This window comes from Micromonospora sp. NPDC048040, from assembly GCF_055587185.1.
This window is the reverse complement of the sequence record NZ_JBVJGT010000002.1, coordinates 433,948-458,138: the sequence shown is the minus strand read 5'-3', so window position 1 is coordinate 458,138 and position 24,191 is coordinate 433,948. Positions and strand designations below refer to the sequence as shown.

Annotated in this window: 28 protein-coding genes; 13 read left to right on the top strand and 15 right to left on the bottom strand. The window is 72.9% G+C overall.

The annotated features are described in order from the left end of the window. Window positions 1–8: 8 nt before the first annotated feature. The 6 genes from ACZ6O2_RS04430 to ACZ6O2_RS04405 all read right to left on the bottom strand — a co-directional run bounded on the left by ACZ6O2_RS04430 (window position 9) and on the right by ACZ6O2_RS04405 (window position 5,473). On the bottom strand, window positions 9–752 hold the full coding sequence (locus tag ACZ6O2_RS04430) for a class I SAM-dependent DNA methyltransferase (RefSeq protein ID WP_466021969.1): 744 nt from the start codon (window positions 750–752) through the stop codon (window positions 9–11). Further along, window positions 736–1,983, bottom strand: coding sequence for an MFS transporter (locus ACZ6O2_RS04425; protein ID WP_466021968.1), 1,248 nt, complete (start codon window positions 1,981–1,983; stop codon window positions 736–738). Before ACZ6O2_RS04425 ends, ACZ6O2_RS04430 begins: the two co-directional genes overlap by 17 nt. Further along, entirely contained in the window at window positions 1,980–2,999 is a 1,020-nt protein-coding gene (locus tag ACZ6O2_RS04420; protein ID WP_466021967.1) for an alanine racemase, read from the bottom strand. The genes ACZ6O2_RS04425 and ACZ6O2_RS04420 overlap by 4 nt, the downstream gene beginning before the upstream one ends. Further along, window positions 2,996–4,090: a SagB/ThcOx family dehydrogenase gene (locus tag ACZ6O2_RS04415; protein ID WP_466021966.1), complete on the bottom strand. Its 1,095-nt coding sequence runs from the start codon at window positions 4,088–4,090 to the stop codon at window positions 2,996–2,998. Before ACZ6O2_RS04415 ends, ACZ6O2_RS04420 begins: the two co-directional genes overlap by 4 nt. Before the next feature lie 92 nt (window positions 4,091–4,182). Continuing rightward, entirely contained in the window at window positions 4,183–4,608 is a 426-nt protein-coding gene (locus ACZ6O2_RS04410) for a hypothetical protein (protein WP_466021965.1), read from the bottom strand. Between the two features lie 40 nt (window positions 4,609–4,648). Beyond that, a complete protein-coding gene (locus ACZ6O2_RS04405; protein WP_350701487.1) occupies window positions 4,649–5,473 on the bottom strand; it encodes an SDR family NAD(P)-dependent oxidoreductase in 825 nt (274 codons plus the stop codon). 129 nt (window positions 5,474–5,602) lie between these two features. Here ACZ6O2_RS04405 and ACZ6O2_RS04400 point away from each other — a divergent pair, with 129 nt between their 5' ends. Next, complete coding sequence (locus ACZ6O2_RS04400) at window positions 5,603–6,559, top strand: HpcH/HpaI aldolase/citrate lyase family protein (protein ID WP_350701486.1); 957 nt, start codon at window positions 5,603–5,605, stop codon at window positions 6,557–6,559. 55 nt (window positions 6,560–6,614) lie between these two features. Here ACZ6O2_RS04400 and ACZ6O2_RS04395 read toward each other — a convergent pair whose 3' ends face one another. Next, window positions 6,615–7,136, bottom strand: coding sequence for a DUF4190 domain-containing protein (locus tag ACZ6O2_RS04395; RefSeq protein WP_466021964.1), 522 nt, complete (start codon window positions 7,134–7,136; stop codon window positions 6,615–6,617). A 120-nt stretch (window positions 7,137–7,256) separates the two neighbouring features. Here ACZ6O2_RS04395 and ACZ6O2_RS04390 point away from each other — a divergent pair, with 120 nt between their 5' ends. After that, on the top strand, window positions 7,257–8,162 hold the full coding sequence (locus ACZ6O2_RS04390) for an SDR family NAD(P)-dependent oxidoreductase (RefSeq protein WP_466021963.1): 906 nt from the start codon (window positions 7,257–7,259) through the stop codon (window positions 8,160–8,162). A 19-nt stretch (window positions 8,163–8,181) separates the two neighbouring features. Here ACZ6O2_RS04390 and ACZ6O2_RS04385 read toward each other — a convergent pair whose 3' ends face one another. Next, window positions 8,182–8,763: a DUF4190 domain-containing protein gene (locus tag ACZ6O2_RS04385; RefSeq protein WP_466021962.1), complete on the bottom strand. Its 582-nt coding sequence runs from the start codon at window positions 8,761–8,763 to the stop codon at window positions 8,182–8,184. A 174-nt stretch (window positions 8,764–8,937) separates the two neighbouring features. On the opposite strand from ACZ6O2_RS04385, the gene ACZ6O2_RS04380 reads away from it, so the two are divergent. Further along, window positions 8,938–10,134: an acyl-CoA dehydrogenase family protein gene (locus ACZ6O2_RS04380; protein WP_466021961.1), complete on the top strand. Its 1,197-nt coding sequence runs from the start codon at window positions 8,938–8,940 to the stop codon at window positions 10,132–10,134. A 12-nt stretch (window positions 10,135–10,146) separates the two neighbouring features. On the opposite strand, the gene ACZ6O2_RS04375 is transcribed toward ACZ6O2_RS04380, so the two are convergent. The 4 genes from ACZ6O2_RS04375 to ACZ6O2_RS04360 all read right to left on the bottom strand — a co-directional run bounded on the left by ACZ6O2_RS04375 (window position 10,147) and on the right by ACZ6O2_RS04360 (window position 14,231). Next, window positions 10,147–10,896: a hypothetical protein gene (locus ACZ6O2_RS04375; protein ID WP_466021960.1), complete on the bottom strand. Its 750-nt coding sequence runs from the start codon at window positions 10,894–10,896 to the stop codon at window positions 10,147–10,149. 80 nt (window positions 10,897–10,976) lie between these two features. Then, on the bottom strand, window positions 10,977–11,384 hold the full coding sequence (locus tag ACZ6O2_RS04370; protein ID WP_350701476.1) for a CoA-binding protein: 408 nt from the start codon (window positions 11,382–11,384) through the stop codon (window positions 10,977–10,979). Window positions 11,385–11,406: 22 nt separating this feature from the next. After that, window positions 11,407–12,138 carry a hypothetical protein gene (locus tag ACZ6O2_RS04365; RefSeq protein ID WP_466021959.1) on the bottom strand — a complete coding sequence of 244 codons (732 nt, stop codon included), beginning with the start codon at window positions 12,136–12,138 and terminating at the stop codon, window positions 11,407–11,409. A gap of 23 nt (window positions 12,139–12,161) precedes the next feature. Continuing rightward, window positions 12,162–14,231 carry an intein-containing Rv2578c family radical SAM protein gene (locus ACZ6O2_RS04360; RefSeq protein ID WP_466021994.1) on the bottom strand — a complete coding sequence of 690 codons (2,070 nt, stop codon included), beginning with the start codon at window positions 14,229–14,231 and terminating at the stop codon, window positions 12,162–12,164. Window positions 14,232–14,332: 101 nt separating this feature from the next. Here ACZ6O2_RS04360 and ACZ6O2_RS04355 point away from each other — a divergent pair, with 101 nt between their 5' ends. Continuing rightward, window positions 14,333–14,752 carry a thiol-disulfide oxidoreductase DCC family protein gene (locus ACZ6O2_RS04355; RefSeq protein ID WP_350701473.1) on the top strand — a complete coding sequence of 140 codons (420 nt, stop codon included), beginning with the start codon at window positions 14,333–14,335 and terminating at the stop codon, window positions 14,750–14,752. Here the strand turns inward: ACZ6O2_RS04355 and ACZ6O2_RS04350 are convergent. The 3 genes from ACZ6O2_RS04350 to trxA form a co-directional block, all read right to left on the bottom strand. Next, entirely contained in the window at window positions 14,716–15,633 is a 918-nt protein-coding gene (locus ACZ6O2_RS04350; protein ID WP_466021958.1) for an HTTM domain-containing protein, read from the bottom strand. The genes ACZ6O2_RS04355 and ACZ6O2_RS04350 overlap by 37 nt on opposite strands. Beyond that, entirely contained in the window at window positions 15,630–16,070 is a 441-nt protein-coding gene (locus tag ACZ6O2_RS04345) for a hypothetical protein (protein ID WP_466021957.1), read from the bottom strand. The genes ACZ6O2_RS04350 and ACZ6O2_RS04345 overlap by 4 nt, the downstream gene beginning before the upstream one ends. A 135-nt stretch (window positions 16,071–16,205) precedes the next feature. After that, window positions 16,206–16,568, bottom strand: coding sequence for a thioredoxin (gene trxA / locus ACZ6O2_RS04340; protein ID WP_091098340.1), 363 nt, complete (start codon window positions 16,566–16,568; stop codon window positions 16,206–16,208). A gap of 548 nt (window positions 16,569–17,116) precedes the next feature. Here trxA and ACZ6O2_RS04335 point away from each other — a divergent pair. The 9 genes from ACZ6O2_RS04335 to ACZ6O2_RS04295 all read left to right on the top strand — a co-directional run bounded on the left by ACZ6O2_RS04335 (window position 17,117) and on the right by ACZ6O2_RS04295 (window position 24,163). Beyond that, window positions 17,117–17,632, top strand: a complete 516-nt coding sequence (locus ACZ6O2_RS04335) for a MaoC family dehydratase (protein WP_091098336.1) — start codon at window positions 17,117–17,119, stop codon at window positions 17,630–17,632. Between the two features lie 61 nt (window positions 17,633–17,693). Beyond that, entirely contained in the window at window positions 17,694–18,215 is a 522-nt protein-coding gene (locus ACZ6O2_RS04330) for a hypothetical protein (protein WP_466021956.1), read from the top strand. 141 nt (window positions 18,216–18,356) lie between these two features. Continuing rightward, on the top strand, window positions 18,357–18,980 hold the full coding sequence (locus tag ACZ6O2_RS04325) for a TrmH family RNA methyltransferase (protein WP_466021955.1): 624 nt from the start codon (window positions 18,357–18,359) through the stop codon (window positions 18,978–18,980). An 84-nt stretch (window positions 18,981–19,064) separates the two neighbouring features. After that, entirely contained in the window at window positions 19,065–19,763 is a 699-nt protein-coding gene (locus ACZ6O2_RS04320) for a DUF6758 family protein (RefSeq protein WP_350701463.1), read from the top strand. A 133-nt stretch (window positions 19,764–19,896) separates the two neighbouring features. Next, window positions 19,897–20,055 carry a hypothetical protein gene (locus tag ACZ6O2_RS04315; protein ID WP_007455302.1) on the top strand — a complete coding sequence of 53 codons (159 nt, stop codon included), beginning with the start codon at window positions 19,897–19,899 and terminating at the stop codon, window positions 20,053–20,055. 6 nt (window positions 20,056–20,061) lie between these two features. Continuing rightward, entirely contained in the window at window positions 20,062–20,934 is an 873-nt protein-coding gene (locus ACZ6O2_RS04310; protein WP_350701461.1) for a PH domain-containing protein, read from the top strand. Window positions 20,935–21,036: 102 nt separating this feature from the next. Beyond that, window positions 21,037–21,966 (top strand): SigE family RNA polymerase sigma factor, encoded by a 930-nt coding sequence (locus ACZ6O2_RS04305; protein WP_350701460.1) that lies wholly within the window; start codon window positions 21,037–21,039, stop codon window positions 21,964–21,966. Window positions 21,967–22,022: 56 nt separating this feature from the next. After that, entirely contained in the window at window positions 22,023–23,249 is a 1,227-nt protein-coding gene (locus ACZ6O2_RS04300) for a hypothetical protein (RefSeq protein WP_350701458.1), read from the top strand. 47 nt (window positions 23,250–23,296) lie between these two features. Beyond that, the gene (locus tag ACZ6O2_RS04295; protein WP_466021954.1) at window positions 23,297–24,163 is read left to right on the top strand and encodes a PHP domain-containing protein; all 867 of its coding nucleotides are present in this window, start codon (window positions 23,297–23,299) and stop codon (window positions 24,161–24,163) included. Window positions 24,164–24,191 lie beyond the last annotated feature (28 nt).

Sequence of the window (24,191 nt, the reverse complement as noted above, 5' to 3'; positions counted from 1 at the left end):
CGTGGTCGTCAGTCGCGTCGGGCGAGCACCGCGACCCTGGGCAGCGCCTCCGGGTCCGGTACCGGCGTGAGCAGGTCGTCAATGGCGGCGACGTGGCTCGGCACCCAGCCGGCATCCGCCAGGGCGGAGAGCACGTCTGCCACGGGGTGAGCGGTGTTGTTGATCGTCGTGGCGAACGGGGTCGCGCGGCCGTCGCCGGTGCGTAGCTCACCGGTGATGTGCAGCGGGCGGCGATCGCCGTCAAGCGGGCCCCGCGTCACCACGACCGAGGCTGTCTCATCCTGGCGGGTGACCGACGGTACGTCGGCGAGGAGTCCCTTGATCGTGGACATGTCGAAGCCGAACCATCCGCCCGGGGTGACTGCCCTGTGGACGCAGCGCAGGTAGGCACGGATCCGGTCGATTCCGCCGACGTGGTTGAGGATGTCGTACGTGGAGACCGCGAACGCGCAGGGTCGCGGCACCTCGAAGGCCGCGGCGTCCGCGGCGATCAGCACCGTGTCGGTGCCGGCCAGCCGTTCGCGGGCGCGGGCGATCATCGCCTCGGAGACGTCGACCCCGACGATCCGATAGCCGGCGGAGGCGAACCGGGCGGCCACGATGCCGGTACCGCAACCGACATCGAGCAGGCTCCGCTCAGACCCGGGTGCCACGTGCGCGTGCAGCCGCAGCCACGCGTCGCCCATCCGCTCCGGGTACGGCGCCCAGAAGCGGTCATACGCCGTGGCGAAGGCGTCAACGTACTCGGCCATCAAGTTGCCTTTCGTAGTGCCGGACGGGGGAGCTGGCCAACGGGACGAGCGCCGCGACGAAGATCACCGTGGCCAGGCCGAGCAGGGCCGTCCGTACGCCGATTCCGGGTACGACGAAACCGGCGGCGATCATGACCGGCGGTCCCAGTCCCACCGCCCCCAGCCACTCGTACGCGCTCACGCGGGACATCGCCTCCGTCGGCACCTCGGACTGGACGGTCGTCTCCCACAGCACGCCGAAGACATCGAAGGCCACGCCTGCCAGCACGGCAGCGAGGATCACGAACGGCAGCGCGGCGCCGGAGCCGAGCAGTAACGCCGGTAGTCCCAGCAGCGAGACGGCGAGTACGGCCGTGCGCAGGGGACGGGTCGTCCTGATGCGCATCGCGACCAGCACACCGGCGAACATGCCCACCGCGTACCCGGCGAGGACGCCGGACCACGCGCCCGCGCCACCCAGGTGCGCTCTAGCGAGTAACGGCCCCGCGAGCCCGAAGGTGACCCCGACGGCGGCGTTGATCACGGCCGCGGAGAGCACGATCCGCCACAGCCAGGGCCGCCCGACGAACTCACGCCAACCGTCGCCGAGCTCGGCTGGCAGATCTCGCCTGGTTGTCCGGGGCGCCGTGGCGAGGCGCAGCCGCGCGAGAAGTCCGGCGGCGACGGCGAACGTCGCGGCGTCGAGGGCCAGTGCCCAACCCGGCCCCAGCCAGGTGATCAGCGCGCCGCCCACGGTGAAGCCCGCCACCGTGGCGGTGTTCGTACCCAGCCGCAGCACGGCGTTGCCGCGCTGCCGCTCCTGTGGCGCGACCAGTTCGGCGGTCAGTCCGTTCAGCGAGGGCAGCAGGAGGGCCGAGGCGGTGCCGGCGACGGCCGCGCAGATGGCGAGGGCGGCGACGCTTGCCCGCCCGGTCAGTACGAGGAGGGTCATCCCGCCGTAGGCAGTGCCGCACATCAGTTCTGCGGCCACGAGCACGCGGTGGCGTGGCAGCCGGTCGCCGATGACGCCGCCGAGCAGCATCAGCGCGATTCTGGGCACCGAGATCGCGGCGAGGACGAGCGACAGCGCCGGAGGCGATCCGTCGGGAAGATCGAGTACGGCGAAGGTCAGCGCGAGCGGGCCGATCGCGTTGCCGAAGACGGAGATCGTCCTGGCGGTGGCGAACAGGACGAACCGGCGCTGGCGCAGCGGGTTCACCGGTCGTTCCACGGACGCGACGGCGTCGGTCATGCCCGATCCGGGCGGACCAACGACTGCCACCGCGCCACCGGCTCGCCCGAGTCGAGCACGTGCAGCAGCGGCTGGCGAGCCACCACGGGGCACACGTGCCCGGGCAGCACCCGCAACTCGTCGCCGACGGACGCCGACTCCGCAGCGACCGGCGTGCCGTCGAGCCCGGTCATCACGACACCGGTCATCCAGGTCTGGTCGGCGCCTGCGAGCAGCGCGTCGGCGTCGGTGTGCAGCACCGACCCGTCGTTCCCGGTGACGGTTGTGGTGACGGCGATCGCGACCGCATCGGGGTCGCACTCGCCGAACCGGGCCAGCCCCCCGTCGAGCAGCGCGTACGCGCCGGCGCAGACCTCGGTCACGCCAGCGACGTCCAGCGCGCCGACGAGGGTCGGCGTGCCGCCGACGCTCACCGCCGGACAGGGTGGTCCGGCCGCGCGGATCCGCTTCGCGACCGACACCAGCAGTTGCGCCTGGCGGCGGCCGAGACCAACCCTGTCGCGCACGGTGGCGGAGTCGGTGATCCCCACGTACCCGGTCACGCCCGCCAGGCGCAGCCCGCGGGTTTCCGCGATCGACGCGGCCAGTTCCCCGGCCGCGTCGGGGCTGACGCCGACCCGGTGCAGACCGGTGTCGACCTCGATCCGTACGTCGAGTTCGACACCGTGGTCCACGGCCGCCGCGCCGAGCCCGGTCACCGCGTCCGGGTGGTCCACGTGCACCGTCACCGCGCAGTGTCGCGCGAGCTGGGCGAACCTGGTCCAACGCCACGGATCACGCCACGGCCAGGCTACCGCCACGTCCGTCACGCCCACCTCCAGGTAGGCCATGGCCTCGGCTGCGGAGTGGACCGCGATGCCCACCGCGCCCGCGGCCACCTGCCGGGCGGCGATCTCGGGACTTCGGTGCCCCTTGACGTGTGCGCGCACGGCGACACCGGCTTCGCCCACGAGCTTGCCGTATCGCGAGATGTTCGCGTCCAGCCTGGCCAGGTCGACGGTTACCCTCGGCGTCATTCGCCGAGTCCGTGCCAGGCGTCGGGGGGAAAGGAGAAGGCCGCCTCGCCGCCGGCGAGCATCGCCGCCTGGCGTTCCCGCTCAGCGGGATGCGGAACGCCGACGCCGGACACGCCGAGGAAGATTTCATCCGACCAGGACAGTCCGAGGGCGTCCTCGACAAGCGCGTCGCGGGTGGCGGCGGTGAAGAACGTCCCGAGACCGAGCGCGGTCGCGGTGAGGTACACGGTCTGACTCAGGTGGCCGACGTCGAGCAGGAGCGCACGGTACGCGCGCGCGGCCGGGTACTTCCACACGGTCCGATCGAGGAGCGCCGCGTACATCAGCAGGAAGCCGGCCTGGGCGGCGTGTGGCTGCCCACCGCACCACTCGCGCAGCCGGTCCTCGCCACTCGCGGCCGCGAACCGCACCAGTTCGTGGTGGCGCACCGAATAGTGGTAGACGCCGGGCTCCAGCCCCTCTACATCGCGGATCACCGGATAGACCTCGACCGGATGACGGGCCCCGCCGGACGGAACGGTCTTGAGCAACGTCGTCCCGACTCCCGAAACCTCCACCTCGCGACGGACACCGGCCGTCCAACGCAGCAGGGCGGCGAATGCCGACAGCGGCACCGGACGTTCCGGGTCGAACCATCGCGTCGACCGCCGGGCCGCAAGGACCCTGGTGAAGTCGACCACAGGCGGGTCGGCATGGGGTAGGGCGACTCGCGGCCCGTCATACTCCTTGACCGGGTCCGGCTGACCGGCCTTGGCGCGAAGCACCGCGGCGTCCTCGGCCGCGGAGCGGAAGACGTCGCTGCCGAGCGTGCGGCTGGCCAGGTGGTAGTAGGTGGCCGCAGGCCCGAGGTCGCGCCAGGCACCGAGGCGTTCCTCCTGAGCGTGCTCCGGTGAACCCTCGGCGATGAGAACGTGGGCGTTGAGGAGCTGCTGCGCGAGCCGGCCGTCGAGCTCGGCCCAGTCGGCGTAGTCGCGCAGCAGCCTCTCAGCCTCAACAGTCAACGCGAACTGCCGGTGCCTCAGCGGATCGTCGCAGACCAACTGACCATCACGCCACAGGAAGACGACCAGCCGCGACACCCGGACACGCATGACTGATCAGGCATCAACCGGCGGCTCCAGGCACGTCAGTTCCTGGTCGTAGTCGTCGGACACCACCGGCTCGAAGGCCTCAACCTGCTCGGTCATGTGCGCTCTCCCTCCACTGATCGGCGTCGATCACTGCAACGCACCGTATCAGCAAGTCCACAGTGAACACAGCCCTCCGGCGGATCGGCCTGTAGGGGGCACGTGCAGACCTCGTGGACCTCCAGCACCCGGCCGCCCCAGCCTTCGGCCCGCCGGTCCTTGCGCACCCACACCATGTTGATGCCGGCGCAGTCGCCCCAGGTCCAGCCGGTCAGCCCGGCGACGAGTTCGCCGGCGGCGTCGGTGACCCGGACGGAGAGGTCGGCCTCGTCGGCCGCGCCGGTCGCCCGGTTGTTGAAGGCGGTCAGCTCGGCGTCGAGCCGGGCCGCCAGCTCCTCGTCCGTGCCGAGCACCCGCAGCGTGTCGCCGCCTCCGCCGCCGGCCGTCGCGTCGCGCGCGGCGGTGTCGTTCCCCGTCGTCATGCGGCGGAGTACGGCAGCGGGGCGGTCACGGGCGACACCGCTATCCCGCGACGCCGACCGCCTCGGCGCTGGCCGCCCAGAGCCGGGCGGCGAGCTGCGGGTCGGCCGCCTTGCGCAGCGGCCGGCGCGGCTGCCGGTCGGCGTAGTAGCCGCCGGTACGCAGCCGGGACGGGTCCTGGTTGGCGAGCCAGACCAGCGTCTCGGCCCCCTTCTCGGGGCTGCGGAACGGCAGCAGCCGCATGCCCAGGGCGACCAGCCGGCTGTCGTTGCCGAACCGGGTGCGCACCACCCCGGGGTGGAGGCAGTACGCCGGGATCTCCGGCCAGCGCCGGGCCGCCTCGGCCGTGAAGAGGATGTTCGCCTGCTTGCTGGTGCCGTACGCCTGCATCGGCCGGTAGCGGCGCAGCGGGGCGTTCAGGTCGTCCGGGTCGAGCGCGCCGCTGCGGTGCGCGGCGGAGGCGGTCACCACCATCCGGCCGATCCGGTCCCGCAGCAGGCTGCTGAGCAGGAACGGGGCCAGATGGTTGGCCTGGACCGTCAGCTCGAAACCGTCGACGGTGGTGAGCGGCTGGAGGACGATCGCGCCGGCGTTGTTGGCCAGCACGTCGATCCGGTCGTACGCGGCCCGCAGCTTCTCCGCCAGCCGGCGGACGTCGTCCAGCACCGCGAAGTCGGCCCGGAACAGCTCGGGCCGCTCGCCGGACGCCTCGCGCACCTGCTCCGCCGCGGCCTGGAGCCGGGCCGGGTCCCGGCCGACCAGTACCACCTGGTCACCGCGGCGCGCCAGGTCGACGGCGGCCGCCAGCCCGATGCCCGAGCTGGCCCCGGTCACCACCACCAGCCGACGCCCAGTGAAATCTTCCACAGGTCCATTCACCCCGGTCACGGCACGAGGTTACCGTGGCGTCACAAAGCCCCTTTGGGATCGTTAAGTTCTCGCCTTTCTCGTCAGGTGGCGTCGGCGTGCCCGCCGCACGCTGGAAGGAGCGCATCCATGGCCGCAGTCGGTCACCCCCGCCGGTCCTGCCTCGCGGTACCCGGCTCCAGCGTCAAGATGCTCGGCAAGGCCCAGGGCCTCCCCGCCGACCAGGTCTTCCTGGACCTGGAGGACGCGGTCGCCCCGCTGGCCAAGCCCGACGCCCGGAAGAACATCGTCGCGGCGCTCAACGAGGGCGACTGGTCGGGCAAGACCCGGGTCGTGCGCGTCAACGACCTGACCACCCCGTGGACCTACCGGGACGTCATCGACGTGGTCGAGGGGGCCGGCGCGAACCTCGACTGCATCATGCTGCCGAAGGTGCAGAACGCGGCCCAGGTGCAGTGGCTCGACATGACGCTGACCCAGCTGGAGAAGACGCTCGGCCTGGAGGTCGGCCGGATCGGCATCGAGGCGCAGATCGAGAACGCCGCCGGCCTGGTCAACGTGGACGCCATCGCCGCCGCCTCGCCCCGCGTCGAGACGATCATCTTCGGCCCGGCCGACTTCATGGCCTCCATCAACATGAAGTCCCTGGTGGTCGGCGCCCTCATCCCGGACTACCCGGGCGACCCCTACCACTACATCCTCATGCGCATTCTGATGGCCGCGCGGATGCACGACAAGCAGGCCATCGACGGCCCGTTCCTGCAGATCCGCGACGTGGACGCGTTCCGCGAGGTGGCGAAGCGCTCGGCGGCGCTCGGCTTCGACGGCAAGTGGGTGCTGCACCCGGGCCAGATCGACGCCGCCAACGAGGTCTACTCGCCGGCCCAGGCCGACTACGACCACGCCGAGCTGATCCTCGACGCGTACGAGCACTACACCTCGGAGGCGGGCGGTCGGCTCGGCGCCGTGATGCTCGGTGACGAGATGATCGACGAGGCGTCGCGCAAGATGGCGCTGGTCGTCGCGGCGAAGGGCCGGGCGGCCGGGATGACCCGGACCTCCACCTTCACCCCACCGGCGGAGTGAGGCCGCACCGTACGATCCGTGCCGCCCCGGCCCGCGCCGGGGCGGCACGGTTGCGTCAGTAACTGCTGCTGGAGCTGCTCTGGGTGATCGCCAGGACGAAGATCCCCACGTAGAAGAGGATCAGCAGCACGAGCAGGCCGGTGAGGATCCAGCCGATGATGATGGCGGCCTTCGCCATGCCCTCGCCGCCCTCGCCGGTCTGCCGGATCTGCTTGGCCGCGACGTGACCGAGGATCGCACCGACCGGCGCGGTGATGCAGGACGTGAAGCCGACCAGGGAGAGCACCAGGGCGGCGATCGCCATGCCGTTGGTCTTCTGCGGGGCGCCGTAGCCGTAGGTCGGGTAGGCCGGCGGCGGGTATCCGGCGGGCGCGGACGGGTCCGCCTGCTTCATGCCGGCGTACGGGTCGCCGCCCGCGTACGGGTCCGCCGGGGCGTACGGGTCCGCCGGGGCGTACGGGTCGGCGGTGGGTTGGGTGGGGATGGGTTGGCCGCTCGCCGGGTCGGCGGGCGGGCTCGACTGCTGGCCCGACCACGCCGGGTCGTTCCAGCCGCCGGACGGCGGGGGATATGTCATTCGTCTACTCCGTTGGGTGCGGGTGCGCCCGTCAGGGTAGTCACGCCGGCGCAAACCCTGGGGGGTCGCCACCGGGTGTGCCGCGTTGCCCGGGCCCCGGGAAGCGGGCAGGATCCTGGCATGGTGATTGACGCGCGAGCCGCGGACCGCTCCGGAAGCCGACCGAGACGGGACGTGAGCCGCCCCGGCCTGGCCCGGCGCACCCGGGCCGCCGCCGCGGCGAGCCCCGCCGGCATCGACGAGCCGGCGCCACTGCCGGACCCGGTGACGATGCGGCTCGACGGGAAGGTCGCCCTGGTCACCGGGGCGGGCAGCCCGGACGGCATCGGGTACGCGACGGCGCGCCGGCTGACCGATCTCGGCGCCCGGGTGGCCATCGTCTCCACCACCCGACGCATCCACGAGCGGGCCAGCGAGCTGGGCGTCACCGGTTTCGTCGCCGACCTCACCGACGAGTCGGAGGTCGGAGCGCTCGCCGACGCGGTCACCGAGCAGCTCGGCGACGTGGAGGTGCTGGTGAACAACGCCGGGCTGGCCAGCCGGGCGAGCCCCGAGGTGCTGCGCCCGGTCGCCCAGCTCAGCTACGACGAGTGGCGCGGCGAGATCGACCGGAACCTCACCACCGCGTTCCTGTGCAGCCGGGCCTTCATCGGCGGCATGGCCGAACGGGGCTGGGGCCGGATCGTCAATCTCGCGGCCACCGCCGGGCCGGTCAACGCCCTGCCGACCGAGGCGGCGTACGCGGCGGCCAAGGCGGGCGTGGTCGGGCTGACCCGGGCACTGGCGATGGAGATGATCGCCGACGGGGTGACCGTCAACTCGGTCGCCCCGGGCACCATCCACACCGCGGCCTCGACCGTCGCCGAGATCAAGCAGGGCCTCGGCACCCCGGTCGGCCGCCCCGGCACGCCGGACGAGGTGGCCGCGGCGATCACCTTCCTCTGTTCACCGGCAGCGTCGTACATCACCGGGCAGATGCTGGTGGTGGACGGCGGCAACAGCGTCCGCGAGGCACAGTTCCGCTGAGCCGGGCCGACGGCGGGCGTCAGTAGGTGGTGCCGTGGTCGCCGGCGGCGATGACCAGGGCGATCCAGCCGCAGCAGGCGACCAGGCCCAGCCCGGTGAAGACGTAGCTGAGGACGAGGCCCCAGGTGGCGAGCTGGTCGCCCTCCTCGCCCGTGGTGCGGATCTGCCGCTTGGCCAGGTGCCCGAGCACGATGCCGGCCGGGGCGAACACGAACGCGAGCACCAGCGACAGGATGGCCAGCACGTTGGTGCCGCCGCCAGGGCGGGGGCCGGACGGCGGGCCGTACTGCCCGTAGGGCACCTGCGGGGCGTACGGCGGCTGGTGCGCCCACTGCTGGCCGTGCGGCGGCTCGCCGGGCCGCTCGTAGGAGGGCTGCCCGTACGCGGGCTGCTCGTGGCCGGGCTGCCTGTACTCCGGCTGTTCGTAGGGGGGCGTGCCGGAGGTGGGCTGCTCAAGGGCGTGCGGCTGCCCGGACGACGGCGGCGGCTCGGACCACGACGGTGGTGGCTCGGACCGCGACGGGTCGTGGCCCGGCGGGGGCTCCCAGGGCGACGGCGGCCGGTCCGGATCGGGCGGGCCCGGCGGCGGTGGCTGGCTCACGGTCTCCTCCTGCCGGTGGCTGATCACGTCCCCTCTTGCCGGACGCTACCCGCAGCGGTGAACCTTTTCACAGCGGTTGTGTGGACTGGTCACCTTGGCCTCGCCCGCCAGGCGGCTGATACTGACCGAGCGTTCAGTTACCCATGAGTAAGGCGCCGACCCCCGGAGGCTGAGATGGCCCGACTCGCCCAGACGCCCGGCCTGACCGATGTGCAGCGGTCGATCCTGGAAACGGTCCGGGAGTTCGCCGACAAGGAGATCATCCCGCACGCGCAGCGGCTGGAGCACGCCGACGAGTACCCGACCGACATCCTCGACGGGATGCGCGAGATGGGCCTCTTCGGCCTCACCATCGACGAGGAGTACGGCGGGCTCGGCGAGTCCCTGCTCACCTACGCCCTGGTGGTCGAGGAGCTGTCGCGGGGCTGGATGTCGATCTCCGGCATCGTCAACACCCACTTCATCGTGGCGTACCTGATCTCCCAGCACGGCTCCGTCGAGCAGAAGGCCCGGCTGCTGCCGCAGATGGCGACCGGCGAGGTGCGCGGCGCGTTCTCGATGTCGGAACCGGAGTGCGGCTCCGACGTCTCGGCGATCAAGTCGAAGGCGGTCCGCGACGGCGACCGGTTCGTCATCAACGGCCAGAAGATGTGGCTGACCAACGGGGCGTACTCCTCGGTCGTGGCGACCCTGGTCAGGACCGACACCGGCGCGGACTCGGTCTACGGCAACATGAGCACCTTCCTGCTGGAGAAGGAACCCGGCTTCGGCGAGACCGCGCCCGGCCTGACCATCCCCGGCAAGATCGACAAGATGGGCTACAAGGGCGTCGAGACCACCGAGATGGTGCTCGACGGCGTCACCGTCCCCGAGACCGCCGTCCTCGGCGGCGCGGAGAAGGTCGGCCGCGGCTTCTACCAGATGATGGACGGCATCGAGGTCGGCCGGGTCAACGTCGCCGCCCGCGCCTGCGGCATCTCCATCCGCGCCTTCGAACTCGCTGTCGCGTACGCCCAGCAGCGCCGCACCTTCGGCCAGCCGCTCGCGAAGCACCAGGCGGTCGCCTTCAAGCTCGCCGAGATGGGCACCAAGATCGAGGCCGCGCACGCCCTCATGGTCAACGCCGCCCGCCTCAAGGACGCCGGCCAGCGCAACGACGTCGAGGCCGGCATGGCCAAGCTGCTCGCCTCGGAATACTGCGCCGAGGTCGTCCAGGAGGCGTTCCGCATCCACGGCGGCTACGGCTACTCCAAGGAGTACGAGATCGAGCGGCTGATGCGGGAGGCCCCGTTCCTGCTCATCGGCGAGGGCACCTCGGAGATCCAGAAGACCATCATCTCCCGCGGCCTGCTCAAGGAGTACAAGCTCTGACGGTCACGCCGGTCACCCACCGGCCGGCTCGACGGCCGGTTCCGGTGCGGTGACCGGCCCCACCGCCAGCACCTGCGGCCGTTCCCGGTACGCCTCGATCGCGACCGCCAGGCGCTGCTCCGGCACCGCCACGTCCCGGCCGCCGACCACCGGCGCCGGCTCCAACGACCGCCACACCCTCGGCCGCAGCCGCACCCCGGCGACCCGGCCGTCCTCCCGGTGCAGGCTCACCCGGTCGATGTTGGACCAGTCGTACCGTCGGCTGCCGTGCCGGATCCCGCTCGCGGTCAGCGCCAACCGCCCGGTGAACCGCACGCCGGAATAGGCGACGACTCCGGTCGCCGCCGCCGCCGCGACCAGGAGCACCAGCCGTACGACCCGGGCCCACTGCGGGTCGGCGGGCAGCAGCATGGTCACCACCAGCGTCGCCGCCGTCGCCCGGACCAGGTCGGCGGCCAGGTCGACCCGGCCGGCCAGGGACCGCCGAGCGACCAGACCTGGCTCGATCCCGTCCAGGCCGGCCACCCGTTCCCGCCAGACCAGCCGGGCGTCCCGCCGTGGCCGCCACCGCCGCAGTAGCGCGGTCAGAGCGACGAACAGCCAGAAGACGCAGACGGTCCCGTCGGCCTCGAACCGGGGAACCCGGGACAGTGCCGCGGCCACCAGCACCGTCACCGCCGCGGCCACCGTCGCGGCCAGCAGCCTGCGGGACCAGAGCCCGTCGTCGCGCTTCGGCCGTCGACCGGGCCGCCGGGGAGACACGGCCGCAGGGTACGACCTGCGGACAACCGCCACGGCGGGCGGTCCTTGCCGTTGCGGCGAGACCCTTTCCCCGAGCCGGGTCAGCTCAGTCGGGTGAGGCCGCCAGCGGCGCGTTCGACGATCAGGCAGCGGTCCTCGACGTAGTCGATGCCCGCCTCGGTGGCGATCCGCCGCGCCTCGGCCGAGACGATGCCGAGCTGCAACCAGACCGCCGGGGCGCCGATCGCCACCGCCTCGCGCACCACCTCGACCGCGTCCTGCGCCGGCCGGAACACGTCGACCAGGTCGACGGGGTGCGGGATGTCGGCCAGCGACCGGTAGACCCGCTCGCCGAACAGCTCGTCGGCGGTCGGGTTGACCGGGATGATCCGCCAGCCGTACCGCTGCATCTGCAACGGCACGCTGTGCGCGGCCTTGCGCGGGTCGCGGGACGCGCCCACGACGGCGATCACGGCGGAGTCGGCGAGGATCTGCTGAGCGGAGCGCACCCGCCGACTCTAACCCCGCCGCTCAGCCGCCGCCCCCGAGTACGCGGCGCAGCCGGGCGTGCTCCTCGGGCGTGCCGATCGCCGGGCGGTGCTCCGGATGGGCGGCGTAGTGCCGGATCGCCCCGACCAGCAGCTCCGGCGCGACGTCCAGCTCACCGGTCTCGACGATTGCACGTCGGCGCGGAACCATCCCCCGGTGGCGGCGGACCAACTCCGGGCTCCGCACCGGCAGCCGGAGGAAGCCGGACTGCCGTGGCGAACCGACCGGAGCCGCCGGGTCGAGGGCCTCCCAAGGTACGAAGGTGCGCCGCAGCGGGTCGCCTGCGGTGATCCCGGCCGGGGTGAGCGCGACCTCCGGGACCTGCCGCCAGAGGGCGACCGACAGCATCACGGCGAACGCGCCGGAGAGGCCCGCGAAGAACCACGACAGTCCGTCCTGACCGGAGAGGGACTGGTAGGTCAGCTGGTAGGCGAGGAAGGCGAGCAGGACGAAGCGGTAGCTCGTCCGGGTCTCGGGCGGCCCGAAGAAGGCGCGCTCCCGCTCGTCCACCCGCAGCTCGGCGTCGCCGGGTCGGCCGAAGACCCGGACCAGGCTCCAGATCAGCAGGAGCAGCGGCAGCAGCGTGAGGACGGGAGCGGAGCCGTCCGCGCGCACCGCCCATCCGGCGGCCGTGCCCCACAGCAGCCCGACGGTCAGCGCGACCGTCACCGCGATCCGTTGCCGGCGCAGTGCCCGGTCGATCGTCTCCCGCACGGCGGCAGGGTATCGGCCGGCGTCTACAGCAGACTGAGCTGCTCGGCGGCCGGCGGCGCGGGTGTCGGGTCGGGCAGGCGACGGTTGTCCCCGCGCTCGCCCCGGTGCAGCCCGTGCCGGCGCGACGCGATCCGCACCCGCGCCGTCAACTCCCGCTGGTAGGACTGCGGGGCGTACGCGCCGGAGCGGTAGAGCTCGCGGTAGCGGGGGACCAGATGGGGGAACTCGCGGCCGAGCCAGCGCGCGTACCACTCCCGGGCTCCGGGGCGCAGGTGCAGCGCCAGCGGGGTCACGCTGGTCGCCCCCGCCGCCGCGATCGCCGCCACCGTGGCGTCGATCGAGGCGTCGTCGTCGCTGAGCCCGGGCAGGATCGGCGCCATCAGCACCCCGACGTCGAAGCCGGCGTCGGTCAGCGCCCGCACCGCGTCCAGCCGTCGCCGCGGGCTGGGCGTGCCCGGCTCGACCGCTCGCCAGAGCCGCTCGTCGACGAAGCCCACCGAGAAGGAGACGCCGACCCGGGTCACCTCGGCGGCCTGGCGCAGCAGCGGCAGGTCCCGCAGGATCAGCGTGCCCTTGGTGAGGATCGAGAACGGGTTGGCGAAGTCGCGCAGCGCCGCGATGATCTGCGGCATGAGCTGGTAGCGCCCCTCGGCCCGCTGGTAGCAGTCCACGTTCGTGCCCATCGCGACGTGCGCGCCCCGCCAGCGCGGCGCGGCCAGCTCCCGCCGGACCAGCTCACCCGCGTTGACCTTGACGATCACCTTCCGGTCGAAGTCCGCGCCGGCGTCCAGGTCGAGATAGGTGTGGGTGTTCCGTGCAAAGCAGTTGTGGCTCACGACGCCGTCGGCGATGAAGTCGCCGGTGCCGGTCGTGATGTCCCAGAGCGGCAACTCCAGCCCGAGGGGCTCGATGCTGACCACCTGAAGCGCGGCCTGGCACTTCAGCGCGGCGCCCGCGATCGACCGCTTCCAGGTGATCGCCGGGTCAGTCAGGTGGAAGAAGCGCAGTCGTTCGGGCAGCCCTCCGGTCAGACGGATCTGTCGCACCCGGTTCGCGTGGCCTCCGTCCTCCAACACGGTCGTGAAGCCGAAGTGGCGCAGAGCATCCGACGCGTGGTCGAGGATCTCGTCGTCGCCGTTGCTGATCCGGAAGACGCCCTGGCTGCAACTGCCCTCGGCGTCGAAGATCCCGGCGAGGTAGCCCAGCCGCCAGTCGTCGGTGAGAGAGTCCGGCCACCGCACCAGAGTGGTGATCGCCTCGATCGAACGTCGCCGGGACGTACGGATCGCCTGGATGGCGCGCCGGGCTCCGCTGGGCGGGGTGAACGAGAAGCGGTCGGTCTCCACGCCGAAGTCGGCGAGGTAGCGCTCCGTACGACGCAGCGCCTCCTCGTCGGCGAGTGCGAGGCGGAACCGGTGTACCACTGCGTACGAATAGCGGTACGTACCGATGTTCGCGTCACCGCGGATCATCCCGCAGAGGTAGCCCCGCCGGTAGTCGACCGAGTCCTTGGGGCCCGTGGCGAACCGGCCGGTGCCGATCAGGCGGTTGTTCGTGGTCAGGTAGGGACGCTGGCCAGCACCGTTCATCGCGCCGGTGACGTGTTTCCAACCCCGCTCTGAGAGGAAACGGTGGTCACCGCTGGCGACCAACGTCGTGCCGTCCTGCAGGGTGACGCGGTAGGCGGGCTTCACGGTGGACCACTTGCGCAGGACCGTGGTGACGACGTAGCGCCGGTAGGCGCCACGGCGCTCCGTCCCGTAGATCCGGTCACCGATCTCCAACTCGCTGATGGGCTTCGTACGCCCGTCGGCCATCAGGATCGGGGTGTCACCCGACAGGCAGTAGACGCATGCATGACTGCATCCCCGGTAGGGGTTGATCGTCCACTCGAAGGGGACGCGGGACGCGCCGGGCACCTTGTTGATGATCGACTTGGCCCGGATCTCGTAGAACGTCATGCCGGCGAAGCCCGGGGTGTCGAAGGTGCGGACGATCGCGCCGGGCAGCGCCAGCGGCAGGGGTGGCGTCGCTGGCGCTGCCCGATCGGGGACCCCCTCGTCCGGGGGAGCGGAGAGGTTGTCCCAGCGCATGACCTTCATTCGAACACGCGTACGAGCGGAGCGCAAGCGACCCGCCGTGTTCCCGCCCACCTCGGCGTTCGGTCTGTGGCCGGCGGGTGGAGGATGGAGGCATGGAGAGGTCGACGTTCGTCTACGACGGGGACTGCGCGTTCTGCACCCGGTGCGCCGAGTTCATCGACCGGCGGATTCCCACGGGCGTGCACGTGGTGCCGTGGCAGTTCGCCGACCTCGACGCGCTCGGCCTGACCGAGGCGGAGTGCGAGGAGGCGGTGCAGTGGGTCGGCGCGGACGGTTCCCGCGCGGCCGGCCCCGACGCGATCGCGAAGCTGCTCGGCGACAGTGGCCCGCTCTGGCGGGTGGCCGGCACCGGCCTCCGGTTCCCGCCGGTACGCGCCGCCGCCTGGCCCGCGTACCGCTGGGTCGCCCGCAACCGGCACCGGCTCCCGGGCGGAACGGCCGCCTGCGCGCTGCCCCAGGAGGCGCGGGAGCGGCTCTACGGCCCGTCCGGTCGGCCGGCGGCGGACGCCTGACCGGCGAGTGACGGCGCCGGGCCGCCCGCGTCGACGGGCCGTCCGCCGGTCCCCTCGCGGCGGGTGAGCAGCCGGCGCGCCCAGACGACCGGCCGGACCCGTTCCAGCGGCAGGAAGCTGGTCATCGCGGCCAGGTGCGGGGCGAACGAGATGGTGATGGTCGCGACGGTGACGAGGTGGAAGGAGTAGAAGAAGCCGACCGTCGCCAGCCGCCAGCGTTCCCGCAGCAGGAAGACCACCGGGCTGAGCAGCTCGAACGCGACGATGCCGAACTGCGCCACGATCAGCAGGTACGGCACCGAGGCGATCAGGTCGGCCAGTTCGGTGCCGCGCCGGAGGATCGCCCGGGCCAGCACCGAGCCGGTCAGCCAGTCCAGCCCGCCGAAGCGCAGCTTGGCCCAGGCGGCCAGGAAGTAGGTGCAGATGACGGCGATCTGGGTGACCCGCAGGGCCCAGCCGCCGGCCTCGGTGCGGGTGGCGTCGCCGTGCCGGGCCCGGCCGGCGGTGGGCAGCACGGCCAGCGCGACGAGCAGGCCGAACCGGTCGTGGTCGACCTTGCCGTAGCTCATCGCGACGATCATCCACTCGAAGTAGAGCGCGAAGACGGCCCAGCCGAGCAGCCGGGGCGCCCGGCCGGTCGCGGCGAGCAGGGCGAGCAGCAGCAGGGCCCAGAAGATCACGGCGACCAGTGCCGGGGTGGGCGTGGGCAGCGGCAGCACCCGCCCGACGAACAGCGGCTGGTAGAGCTCCCCGGGCACGGCGACCCGGGTGCGGATCCACGGGGTGAACACGACCAGGTCGGCGGCGACGAAGAGGTAGATCAGCGTCCGGAAGGCGGCCACCCGGCCGCGGGGCACCGGCTCGGTCAACCAGCGGCTCATCGGTCCGCCTTCCAGGAGACCACCGTCTCGTCGGTCCAGCGGCCGGTGGGCCGGCCGTCGCGGATGCCGTGCCAGCGGATCACGATGCGGACCTCCACCAGCTCGGCCGCGTCGGGGTGGCGTTCGGCGTACGCGTCGGCGACCTCGGTGAGCAGTTCGGGGTCGGCGGCGTAGCGGTCCTGCTGGCCCTCGATCTCGGCCCGGCGGATGCCGGTCGCGCGCTCGCCCAGGTCGACGACCGCGCCGGTGCTGTCGACGCCCTCGACCCGGGTGTCCGGGGCGGGGGAGCTCGGCGGGTTGGAGGTCGAGTACATCCGGAACGGGCCGAACGGGAAGTGGTCGTCGGTGCCCCAGACGGTGCCGGCGAGCAGGACGGCCAGGCCGAGGGCGGTGGCGGCGAGCCGGATCGCGCGTCCACGGCTGGTCAAGGTCTCCATCGGGTCGTGACGATACGGGATGTACCGCCCGCTCCGGGTCCCTCCGACGGCCACTTGTCGCCGCCGGGCGGACGGGGTCGCGGACGCGACGACGGCCGGGCCCGTGGGGGCCCGGCCGTCGCGGATCGGGTCGGCTCAGTGCTGGTGACCGGCCAGCTTCTGCCGGACGTCGTCCATGTCGAGCGCCTGGACCTGCTCGATCAGGTTCTCCAGGGCGGACTCGGGGAGGGCGCCCGGCTGGGCGAAGACGATGACGCCGTCGCGGATCGCCATGATGGTCGGGATGGAGCGGATGTCGAACTTGGCACCCAGCTCCTGCTGCGCCTCGGTGTCGACCTTGCCGAAGACGATGTCGGGGTGCTTCTCCGAGGAACGCTCGTAGACCGGGGCGAACCGCTTGCACGGGCCGCACCACTCGGCCCAGAAGTCGACGAGCACGATGCCGTCGCTGCCGGCCACCTCGTCGAAGTTTGCCGTGGTCAGCTCTACGGTTGCCATGAAAGTCTCCGATCGGCGCGGAATAGCTACGTCTGGTGGAACCAGGGCGTACCGCGTGGAATTCCCGACAGTTGCGCGCCGAAACGCGCGCTCACGGCCCGCGAGGGTGGTCCCGCTCCCATCGACGGAGTTGGCTTTGCCCCGGGGTGCCGATCGCAAGTGCACGACGCATTTGCGTGACCAGTGGTGATGGGAGCGCTTCCATTAAGATCGACTCAGTGGATCGGCGTAATTCAGCAATCTGGCGGTTGACAAGCGGCTATCCGGTGTGCGGAGATCGCCGAAGGCTCCCGGCGCGATGACGCAGAGTAGTGTTACAAAAAGATAAATGTGACCTCTGTCTCTGTTCGGTCCTCGTTGTCGTGCGGCAGAATCTTCCGCATCAGAGCGTGGGCGGCGGGTGCCGGGGAGGGCCCCGCCGCTCATTGCGTCTCCCCTCGGTAGCGCCGGTGTGACATTTCCGCACGGCCCGCGCCCCACCCATCGCCTTAACACTCCATAAGGCATGCTGTGCCGAACTCCATCGCCGCCCGTCGAAGGGGACAAGGATGCAGTTCGGCCGCTACTACGAGGAGTTCGAGGTCGGCGCGGTCTACCGGCACTGGCCCGGCAAGACGGTCACCGAGTACGACGACCACCTCTTCTGCCTGCTCACCATGAACCACCACCCGCTGCACATGGACGCGCACTACGCCGAGTCCGCGAGCCAGTTCAAGCGCAACGTGGTGGTCGGCAACTACATCTACTCCCTGCTGCTGGGCATGTCGGTGCCCGACGTCAGCGGCAAGGCCATCGCGAACCTCGAGGTCGAGTCGCTGCGGCACGTGGCGCCGACCTTCCACGGCGACACGATCTACGGCGAGACCACGGTGCTGGACAAGCGCGAGTCGTCCTCCAAGCCCGACCGAGGCGTGGTCTCGGTGGAGACCCGGGGTTACAACCAGGACGGCACCATGGTCTGCGTCTTCCGCCGCCGGGTGATGGTCCCCAAGAAGGAGTACGCGGCCACGACCGTGCCCGAGGGCGTGGACCCGGAGCGGCCGAGCTTCCCCGAGCCGCGCTGACGTCGACGGCCCCTTCCCGCCGGGTTCGTGTGGAAGGGGCCCTTTTCCCCTTCCGGGGCATATGCTGGCGCCGGAGGTCCCCATGAGCCACTCCGTCGCCGGAGAGCCGCCCTCTGCCGGCCGCCGCGCCGCACCGCTGACCACCGCCGTCTACTCCGCCACCGAGTGGGATCTGCTGACCAGCCTGCCCGGCCGGGTGATCGTGGCCGCCGCCGCGCCCGGCCCAGGCCGGCCCCGCCGGGGAGTCGCCGCCGGGCTCGCCGGCCTGGACGCGGTCGCGGCGGGTCGGGCCTTCGACAGCGATCTCGTCCGCGCGGTGGTCGCCGCCATCTACGCCCGCCACGACGGGGCCTCCCCGTCGGTCGACCGGCTCGCCGACCTGGTGGACCTGCTGGCCGCCTGCCGCGCGGCGACCCGGGTGCTGCGGCGGGCCGATCCCGCCGACTCGGCGGCGTACCGGCAGTGGGTGCAGTCCGTGGCGGCCCGGGTCTGCCGGGCGACACCCGGGGCCGAGGCGCTGCCGCCGTCGCCCGCCGACCGCCGCTTCCTCGACCGCCTCGGCGGCGCGCTGGGGCTGGGCTGAGCCGCCGTCGGCGCCCCGCGCCCGGCGAACCGCCGATCCGTCCGCTGCCGGCCGTCCCGCGCGCGGTGGCCCGCCGCCGGACCGGGCCGCCGCCGGGGGTGCGGCCCGGGGCGGGGCTCGGGGGCCGTACCCTGCGTGACCGTGACCGGAGACCAGCTCGACGTCGGCGTGGGACCGTGGGCGGGGGACCCGCCGGACGACCCGCGGTACGACCCCGAGCTGCTCGCCGAGGGCGACCGGCGCAACGTGGTCGACCGGTACCGCTACTGGCGGCGCGAGGCCGTGGTGGCCGACCTGGACCGGCGCCGGCACGACTTCCACGTGGCGATCGAGAACTGGCAGCACGACTTCAACATCGGCACGGTCGTCCGCAACGCCAACGCCTTCCTCGCCGCCGAGGTGCACATCGTCGGCCGCCGCCGGTGGAACCGGCGTGGCGCGATGGTGACCGACCGCTATCAGCACGTGCGGCACCACGAGACCATCGAGGAGTTCGTCGGCTGGGCGGTCGCGCGGGAGTTGCCGGTCGTCGGCATCGACAACCTGCCCGGGTCGCGCCCGCTGGAGACCACCACCCTGCCGCGGCGCTGCGTGCTGCTCTTCGGGCAGGAGGGACCGGGCCTGTCCGACCCGGCCCGCACCGCCTGCGACCAGCTCTTCTCCATCGCACAGTACGGCTCCACCCGGTCGATCAACGCCGGCGTGGCCAGCGGCATCGCGATGCACGCCTGGATCCGCGCGCACGCCGGCCCGCCGCCCGCCTGAGGGGGGTCGTTCCCGGCGCCGGCCGGCGGCACCGAAACCGGCGCTCCGCTTGACGGGGCGGCGGCGCGGGGTGACGGTGGGAAGGTGAGTGTCGCGGTGAGTTGTCCGAGATGTGGCGGGCCCGTGCGGGCGCCGGACCTGATGCACACCGAATCGCGCTGCCTGGACTGCGGGCCCGTCCCCCCGCTGCACGTGCCCGAGCACATCGGCGCGGAGATCGTCGCCAGCGTGGTGGACCGCATCACCGCCGCCGCCGACCTGCCGCGCCGGCCGGCGACGCCGCTCTGGTGCCCGTGGCCGCTGCCGCCGGGCTGGACCATGACCGGGGTGGCGTACGCCGGGGACGACCGGACCGGCGTGCGCGCCACGGCGGTCGCCTGCTCCGGGCCCGCGCCGCTCGGCGAGGGTCCCGCCGACCTGGTCTTCGTGGCCGAGGAGCCGGGCGTCGGCCTGGGCACCCGGTTCGCCGGGATGGCCGGCCCGGACCCGGGACCGGAACTGGCCGAGGCGTTGACCGACCCCGGGCCCGGCCACCCGGAGCACGTCGGGCAGGCCAGGATCAGGGTGGCCGGTCACCCGACTCCACTGTGGCTTGTGAACTCGCCTACGGATCGAAGCGCGTACGCCGGCGAGGCTCGGGGTTTGTGGCTCCATGCGATAGCCTGGCCGGCGAGTGCGGGTCACCTGCTCGCGGAAGACGTCGTGCTGCACGACCTGACCGAGTGGACACCGCCCGAACTCGTGTACGGCGCACCGTCTCCGTATCTGCACGGGAAGGCTTGACAAGCTCCAGGGCTTGACAGGGCTCCCGGAATGACGGAGAACGGACGCAGATATTCACTGTACGACACCACACTGATACTCTGGGTGCCGCTGCGGTAATGGGACCCGGCGCCGCGCGAGAGGATGGCCCGCCATGGTCAAGAAGGTCCTCACCTGGGCCGGAATCGCATTCTTGATCTTCTTCGTCGCCTATCGGCCAAATTCCGCCGCGGACGTGTTCAAGTCTCTGGGCGGCGGCATCATGGACATCGCACAGGGCTTCGGCGACTTCTTCACCAGCCTCGTCGCCTAGCCACCGATGGGTAACCCCTCCGGTCCACCCTTCGACCCCGACGACCCCGACCGGGAGCGCCGGGAGCGAGACACGGAGCCGATCCCCCGGCTCGGGCCCGACGACGGGCCGGGCTACGGCACCGGCCCGGGTCTCGGCGACGGCCCCTCCTTTTCGGACGACGTCGGCTACGGTGACGGCCCGTACGCCGGGGAAGGCCGGTCGGGCCGGGCTTGGATCCGTGACCCCGAGGCCGGCTACCAGCCGCCGCAGATCTCGGAGGACGAGCTGGCCGGCCTGCGGGCCGACGCCGCCGGCACGGCCCCACGCCGGGTCCTGCCGTTGGAGGACGAGCCCAGCTCGCTGGTCGCCCGCTACCTCTTCCCCACCGAGCGCTACCGCGGCGAGTGGAAGCGGCACTGGGTCCACCTCACCACCCCGCTGCTCGTCGGCATCGCCGCGACCTTCGTCCTCGGCTACCTCTCCGGCTTCCTCGCCGGGCAGGACGTCGGCGCCCTCACCACGATCGCCGTGCTGCTCTGGTTCGCGGTGATGGGCTGGGTGGCGTGGAAGGTCGCCGACTGGTGGTACGACCGCTTCATCCTGACCAACAAGCGGGTGATGGTGGTCAACGGAATCATCACCCGGAAGGTCGCGATGATGCCGTTGACCCGGGTCACCGACATGAAGTACGAGCAGACCCCGGCCGGCCGGGCGCTCAACTACGGCACGTTCGTGCTGGAGTCCGCCGGTCAGGAGCAGGCGCTCCGCGAGATCAAGAATCTGCCCAACCCGAACGAGCTCTACCTGCGCGTCGTCGAAGAGATGTACGAGCCGCAGGCGGTCGAGGCGCGGCTGGGCAAGGAGGCCGACGAGGCCAAGGCCGACGACGGGGCGTGAAACTTTTCGTCCGAACATCGGAGGAACTGCGCACCATTCGCCGTCGACCCGACCTGCCCGGCCGTGGCAACCTGCCAGGGGAACGGGGCGCGGAGGTGGCTGATGGCGAGCAGGGATCCCTTGGAGGAGGAGTTCCGCGACTTCGTCGCGGCCCGCTCCGGCGCCCTGCTGCGCACCGCGTACCTGCTCAGCGGGGACTGGGCGACCGCGGAGGACCTGCTGCAGACCGCGTTGACCAAGACCTACCTGGCCTGGAAGCGGCTCGGCGGGATCGAGGCGATCGAGCCGTACGCCCGCCGGGTCATGGTCAACACCTCGACGAGTTGGTGGCGTCGGCGCTGGCACGGTGAACGCCCCACCGAGGTGCTGCCGGAGCGTGCCGCGGTCGACGAGATCGAGCACCAGCTCGACCGTGACCTGCTCTGGCGCCACCTGAGCGCGCTGCCCACCCGGCAGCGGGCGGTGCTCGTGCTGCGCTACTACGAGGACATGTCCGAGGCGCAGACCGCCGCCCTGCTCGGCATCTCCCCGGGCACCGTCAAGAGCCAGACCTCGCGTGCCCTGGGCACGCTGCGCCGCCGGATGGGCGCCGAGGCCGCCCTCGACCTGTCGAGCGGGGCCGCGCCGACCCCGCCCCGGCCCCGGCGCGCTCCGGCCGGCCGGCCGGCACCCGCACCCGCCGATGCCGGACGGTCGCCGGCGTACGGCGCGCCGAGGATGGTGGTGGGCGCGGACGCGGCGGCTGTGGTCGCGGCGACCAACGCCCCGCCGCGCGTCGACGCACCGGACGTCGGGCCCGCGCCCGGGCTGCCCGCCTCCGACGCCGGGCTGCCCGGGCCGGACGCCGGGCTCACGCCGCCCGTCGGCGAGCCGGCGGCGGAGCCCGTTCCCGTGTCGTCGGGGGCGGCGCGGGCGGGCCGTGAGGAAGGATCTGCCCCGGGAACCCCGGCCGGCCCGGCGGGCGCCGACCACGACGAGGCGCGAGGCCTGCCGGTCGTACCGGCCGGCAGCGGTGCCGGAGAGCGTCGGTGAGCCGCCCGGCGGGCCCTGCTGACAACCGGACCGGCAGCCCGAGGCGTTCATACGGCGTGACCGAGGACGAGCTGGAGCAGGCGGTGCGGGAGACGTTCGCCCGCCGGGTCGCCGTCGCTCACCCGCTCGCCGCCGACCCGGCGGGCCTGGCGATCCGCCGGGCCGACCGGGCCCGGCGCCGGCGCACCGTGGCCGGGCTGGCGTTGGCCGCGGTCACCACCGTGGGAATCAGCACCGGGATCGCCCAGGTGGGGCAGCAGCCCGGCCGGCCGACCCATCCCACCGTCGTGCTCGGCGACCCGTACGCCTCGCCCCTGCCGAACCTGACCCCGACGCTGCCGGTCGCCCCACCGACCGACCCGGCGCAGGGCGCGGGCCGGGGCGAAGTGGACCTGATCCTCGGCGCGGTGCTCGCCACCACGAGCGGGCAGCGGCTGACGCTGCCCGACGTGGGCCCGGCCGAGCGCGCCCAGCGGCTGCCGGACGGCACCGGCTGGGCCGTGGTCGGCGCCCCGACGGCGGCCGGCCAGGCGCTGTGGGTGGTGCAGCCACACGGCGCGGTGCACCTGCTCCTGGCCGGGGCGCGGGACATCGCCCTCAGCCGCGACGGGCGTCAGGTCGCCTGGCGGGAGGGCGCCGAGCTGGTCGCCGCGGGGATCGTGGGCACCCAGGTCGTCGCCGCCGCCCGCACGCCGGTGCCGGCCGGGGCGGTGCCGGTCGGCTTCGCCGGCGCCGCCGTCCTGGTGCGCCTCGACGCGGACCAGCCCGGCCACACCCTGTGGCGTCCGGCGCAGGGGCCGCTGAAGAGCGGTGGCGACCGTGCGACCCTGCGGGTCTACGGCACCCGCCCCGACGGCGTGGTGGTCGCGCAGGTGTCCGCGGGCACGCCGCGCCGGCTCTGTCTCGCCCTGCTCGACCCGACCCGGGACCTCGCGCCCGCCCGGACCGGCTGCGGGCCCACGCTCGGCGACGACGGGCGCGGCGGCGTCTCGGCCGACGGCCGGTGGCTGCTGGTCAACGGGCGGGTGGGCGGCGAGGAGCGGGCGCTGCTGGTCGACCTGGACCGACTGGGCGCCACCCGGGCGGTCCGCCCGGCCGGGCCGCCCGTGCACGGGCCGGTGGCGTGGACGCCCGAGGGGACGGCGTACTACTCCGACGCCCGCGCCGGCCTGGTGCGCGTCGACGTGAGCCGGGTGCTCGCGGGCGAGGAGTCGTCGGGCGCCCCGGTCAGCGGCCTGGGCGACGGGCAGCGCCCGATCCCGGTCGGCCGCGACGGTTCCTGACCACGCCCGCGCGCCGGGCGTCGGCGGTGGCCGGTAGCGTCGGGGCGGTGAGCGCGCGCCCGCGGATCGACCTGCACACCCACTCCACCGCCAGCGACGGCACGCTCAGCCCCGCCGAGCTGGTGCGGGCGGCGGCGGAGTCGGGGCTGGACGTCGTGGCGATCACCGACCACGACACCACCGCCGGCTGGGAGCCCGCGCTGCGGGCGCTGCCGGCCGGGCTCAGCCTCGTCCGTGGGGCGGAGATCTCCTGCCGCTGGTACGGCGAGGAGCCGGCGGTGCCGCTGCACCTGCTGGCGTACCTCTTCGATCCGGACGCCCCGGAGCTGGTCGCCGAGCTGGCCCGGGTGCGAGCCGCGCGGGAGGAGCGGGGCGAGCGGATCGTGGCGCTGCTGCGGGCCGACGGGATCGACGTGAACTGGCCGGAGATCCTGGCCGGCGCGGCGGGCGGCTCGGTGGGCCGGCCGCACATCGCCCAGGCGCTGATCCGGGCCGGCCTGGTGGCCACCACCACGGAGGCGTTCGGGCCGGACTGGCTGGGCGAGCGCTACCGGCTGCCGAAGGAGGACATCGACGTCTTCCACGCGGTCCGGCTCATCCGCGCGGCGGGCGGCGTGCCGGTCTTTGCCCACCCCCGGGCGACCCGGCGGGGGCGGATCGTGCCGGACGCGCTGATCGCCGACCTGGCCGCGGTGGGCCTGGCGGGGCTGGAGGCCGACCACGAGGACCACTCCCCGGCCGAGCGGGCGCACGTCCGCGCCCTCGCCGGCGAGCTGGGCCTGCTGGTGACCGGCTCGTCGGACTTCCACGGCACGCACAAGACCGTCCGGCTCGGCGCGTTCACCACCGACCCGGAGGCGTACGAACGGATCCTCGCCGAAGCGGGCGGGGTGACCGGGATCGCTTCCGGCTGATCCGCGTTTCAGTCTCCGTCGGCGCGGC

What these genes read in the sequence shown, in the direction of transcription:
- ACZ6O2_RS04410 (WP_466021965.1), bottom strand. Translation starts at nt 4,608, where the DNA reads ATGACGACGGGGAACGACACCGCCGCGCGCGACGCGACGGCCGGCGGC.
- ACZ6O2_RS04330 (WP_466021956.1), top strand. Translation starts at nt 17,694, where the DNA reads ATGCTGGCGCCGGAGGTCCCCATGAGCCACTCCGTCGCCGGAGAGCCG.
- ACZ6O2_RS04420 (WP_466021967.1), bottom strand. Translation starts at nt 2,999, where the DNA reads ATGACGCCGAGGGTAACCGTCGACCTGGCCAGGCTGGACGCGAACATC.
- ACZ6O2_RS04335 (WP_091098336.1), top strand. Translation starts at nt 17,117, where the DNA reads ATGCAGTTCGGCCGCTACTACGAGGAGTTCGAGGTCGGCGCGGTCTAC.
- ACZ6O2_RS04430 (WP_466021969.1), bottom strand. Translation starts at nt 752, where the DNA reads ATGGCCGAGTACGTTGACGCCTTCGCCACGGCGTATGACCGCTTCTGG.
- ACZ6O2_RS04390 (WP_466021963.1), top strand. Translation starts at nt 7,257, where the DNA reads ATGGTGATTGACGCGCGAGCCGCGGACCGCTCCGGAAGCCGACCGAGA.
- ACZ6O2_RS04415 (WP_466021966.1), bottom strand. Translation starts at nt 4,090, where the DNA reads ATGCGTGTCCGGGTGTCGCGGCTGGTCGTCTTCCTGTGGCGTGATGGT.
- ACZ6O2_RS04305 (WP_350701460.1), top strand. Translation starts at nt 21,037, where the DNA reads ATGGCGAGCAGGGATCCCTTGGAGGAGGAGTTCCGCGACTTCGTCGCG.
- ACZ6O2_RS04360 (WP_466021994.1), bottom strand. Translation starts at nt 14,231, where the DNA reads ATGCGCTGGGACAACCTCTCCGCTCCCCCGGACGAGGGGGTCCCCGAT.
- ACZ6O2_RS04310 (WP_350701461.1), top strand. Translation starts at nt 20,062, where the DNA reads ATGGGTAACCCCTCCGGTCCACCCTTCGACCCCGACGACCCCGACCGG.
- ACZ6O2_RS04315 (WP_007455302.1), top strand. Translation starts at nt 19,897, where the DNA reads ATGGTCAAGAAGGTCCTCACCTGGGCCGGAATCGCATTCTTGATCTTC.
- ACZ6O2_RS04395 (WP_466021964.1), bottom strand. Translation starts at nt 7,136, where the DNA reads ATGACATATCCCCCGCCGTCCGGCGGCTGGAACGACCCGGCGTGGTCG.
- ACZ6O2_RS04400 (WP_350701486.1), top strand. Translation starts at nt 5,603, where the DNA reads ATGGCCGCAGTCGGTCACCCCCGCCGGTCCTGCCTCGCGGTACCCGGC.
- ACZ6O2_RS04425 (WP_466021968.1), bottom strand. Translation starts at nt 1,983, where the DNA reads ATGACCGACGCCGTCGCGTCCGTGGAACGACCGGTGAACCCGCTGCGC.
- ACZ6O2_RS04355 (WP_350701473.1), top strand. Translation starts at nt 14,333, where the DNA reads ATGGAGAGGTCGACGTTCGTCTACGACGGGGACTGCGCGTTCTGCACC.
- ACZ6O2_RS04345 (WP_466021957.1), bottom strand. Translation starts at nt 16,070, where the DNA reads ATGGAGACCTTGACCAGCCGTGGACGCGCGATCCGGCTCGCCGCCACC.
- ACZ6O2_RS04380 (WP_466021961.1), top strand. Translation starts at nt 8,938, where the DNA reads ATGGCCCGACTCGCCCAGACGCCCGGCCTGACCGATGTGCAGCGGTCG.
- ACZ6O2_RS04350 (WP_466021958.1), bottom strand. Translation starts at nt 15,633, where the DNA reads ATGAGCCGCTGGTTGACCGAGCCGGTGCCCCGCGGCCGGGTGGCCGCC.
- trxA (WP_091098340.1), bottom strand. Translation starts at nt 16,568, where the DNA reads ATGGCAACCGTAGAGCTGACCACGGCAAACTTCGACGAGGTGGCCGGC.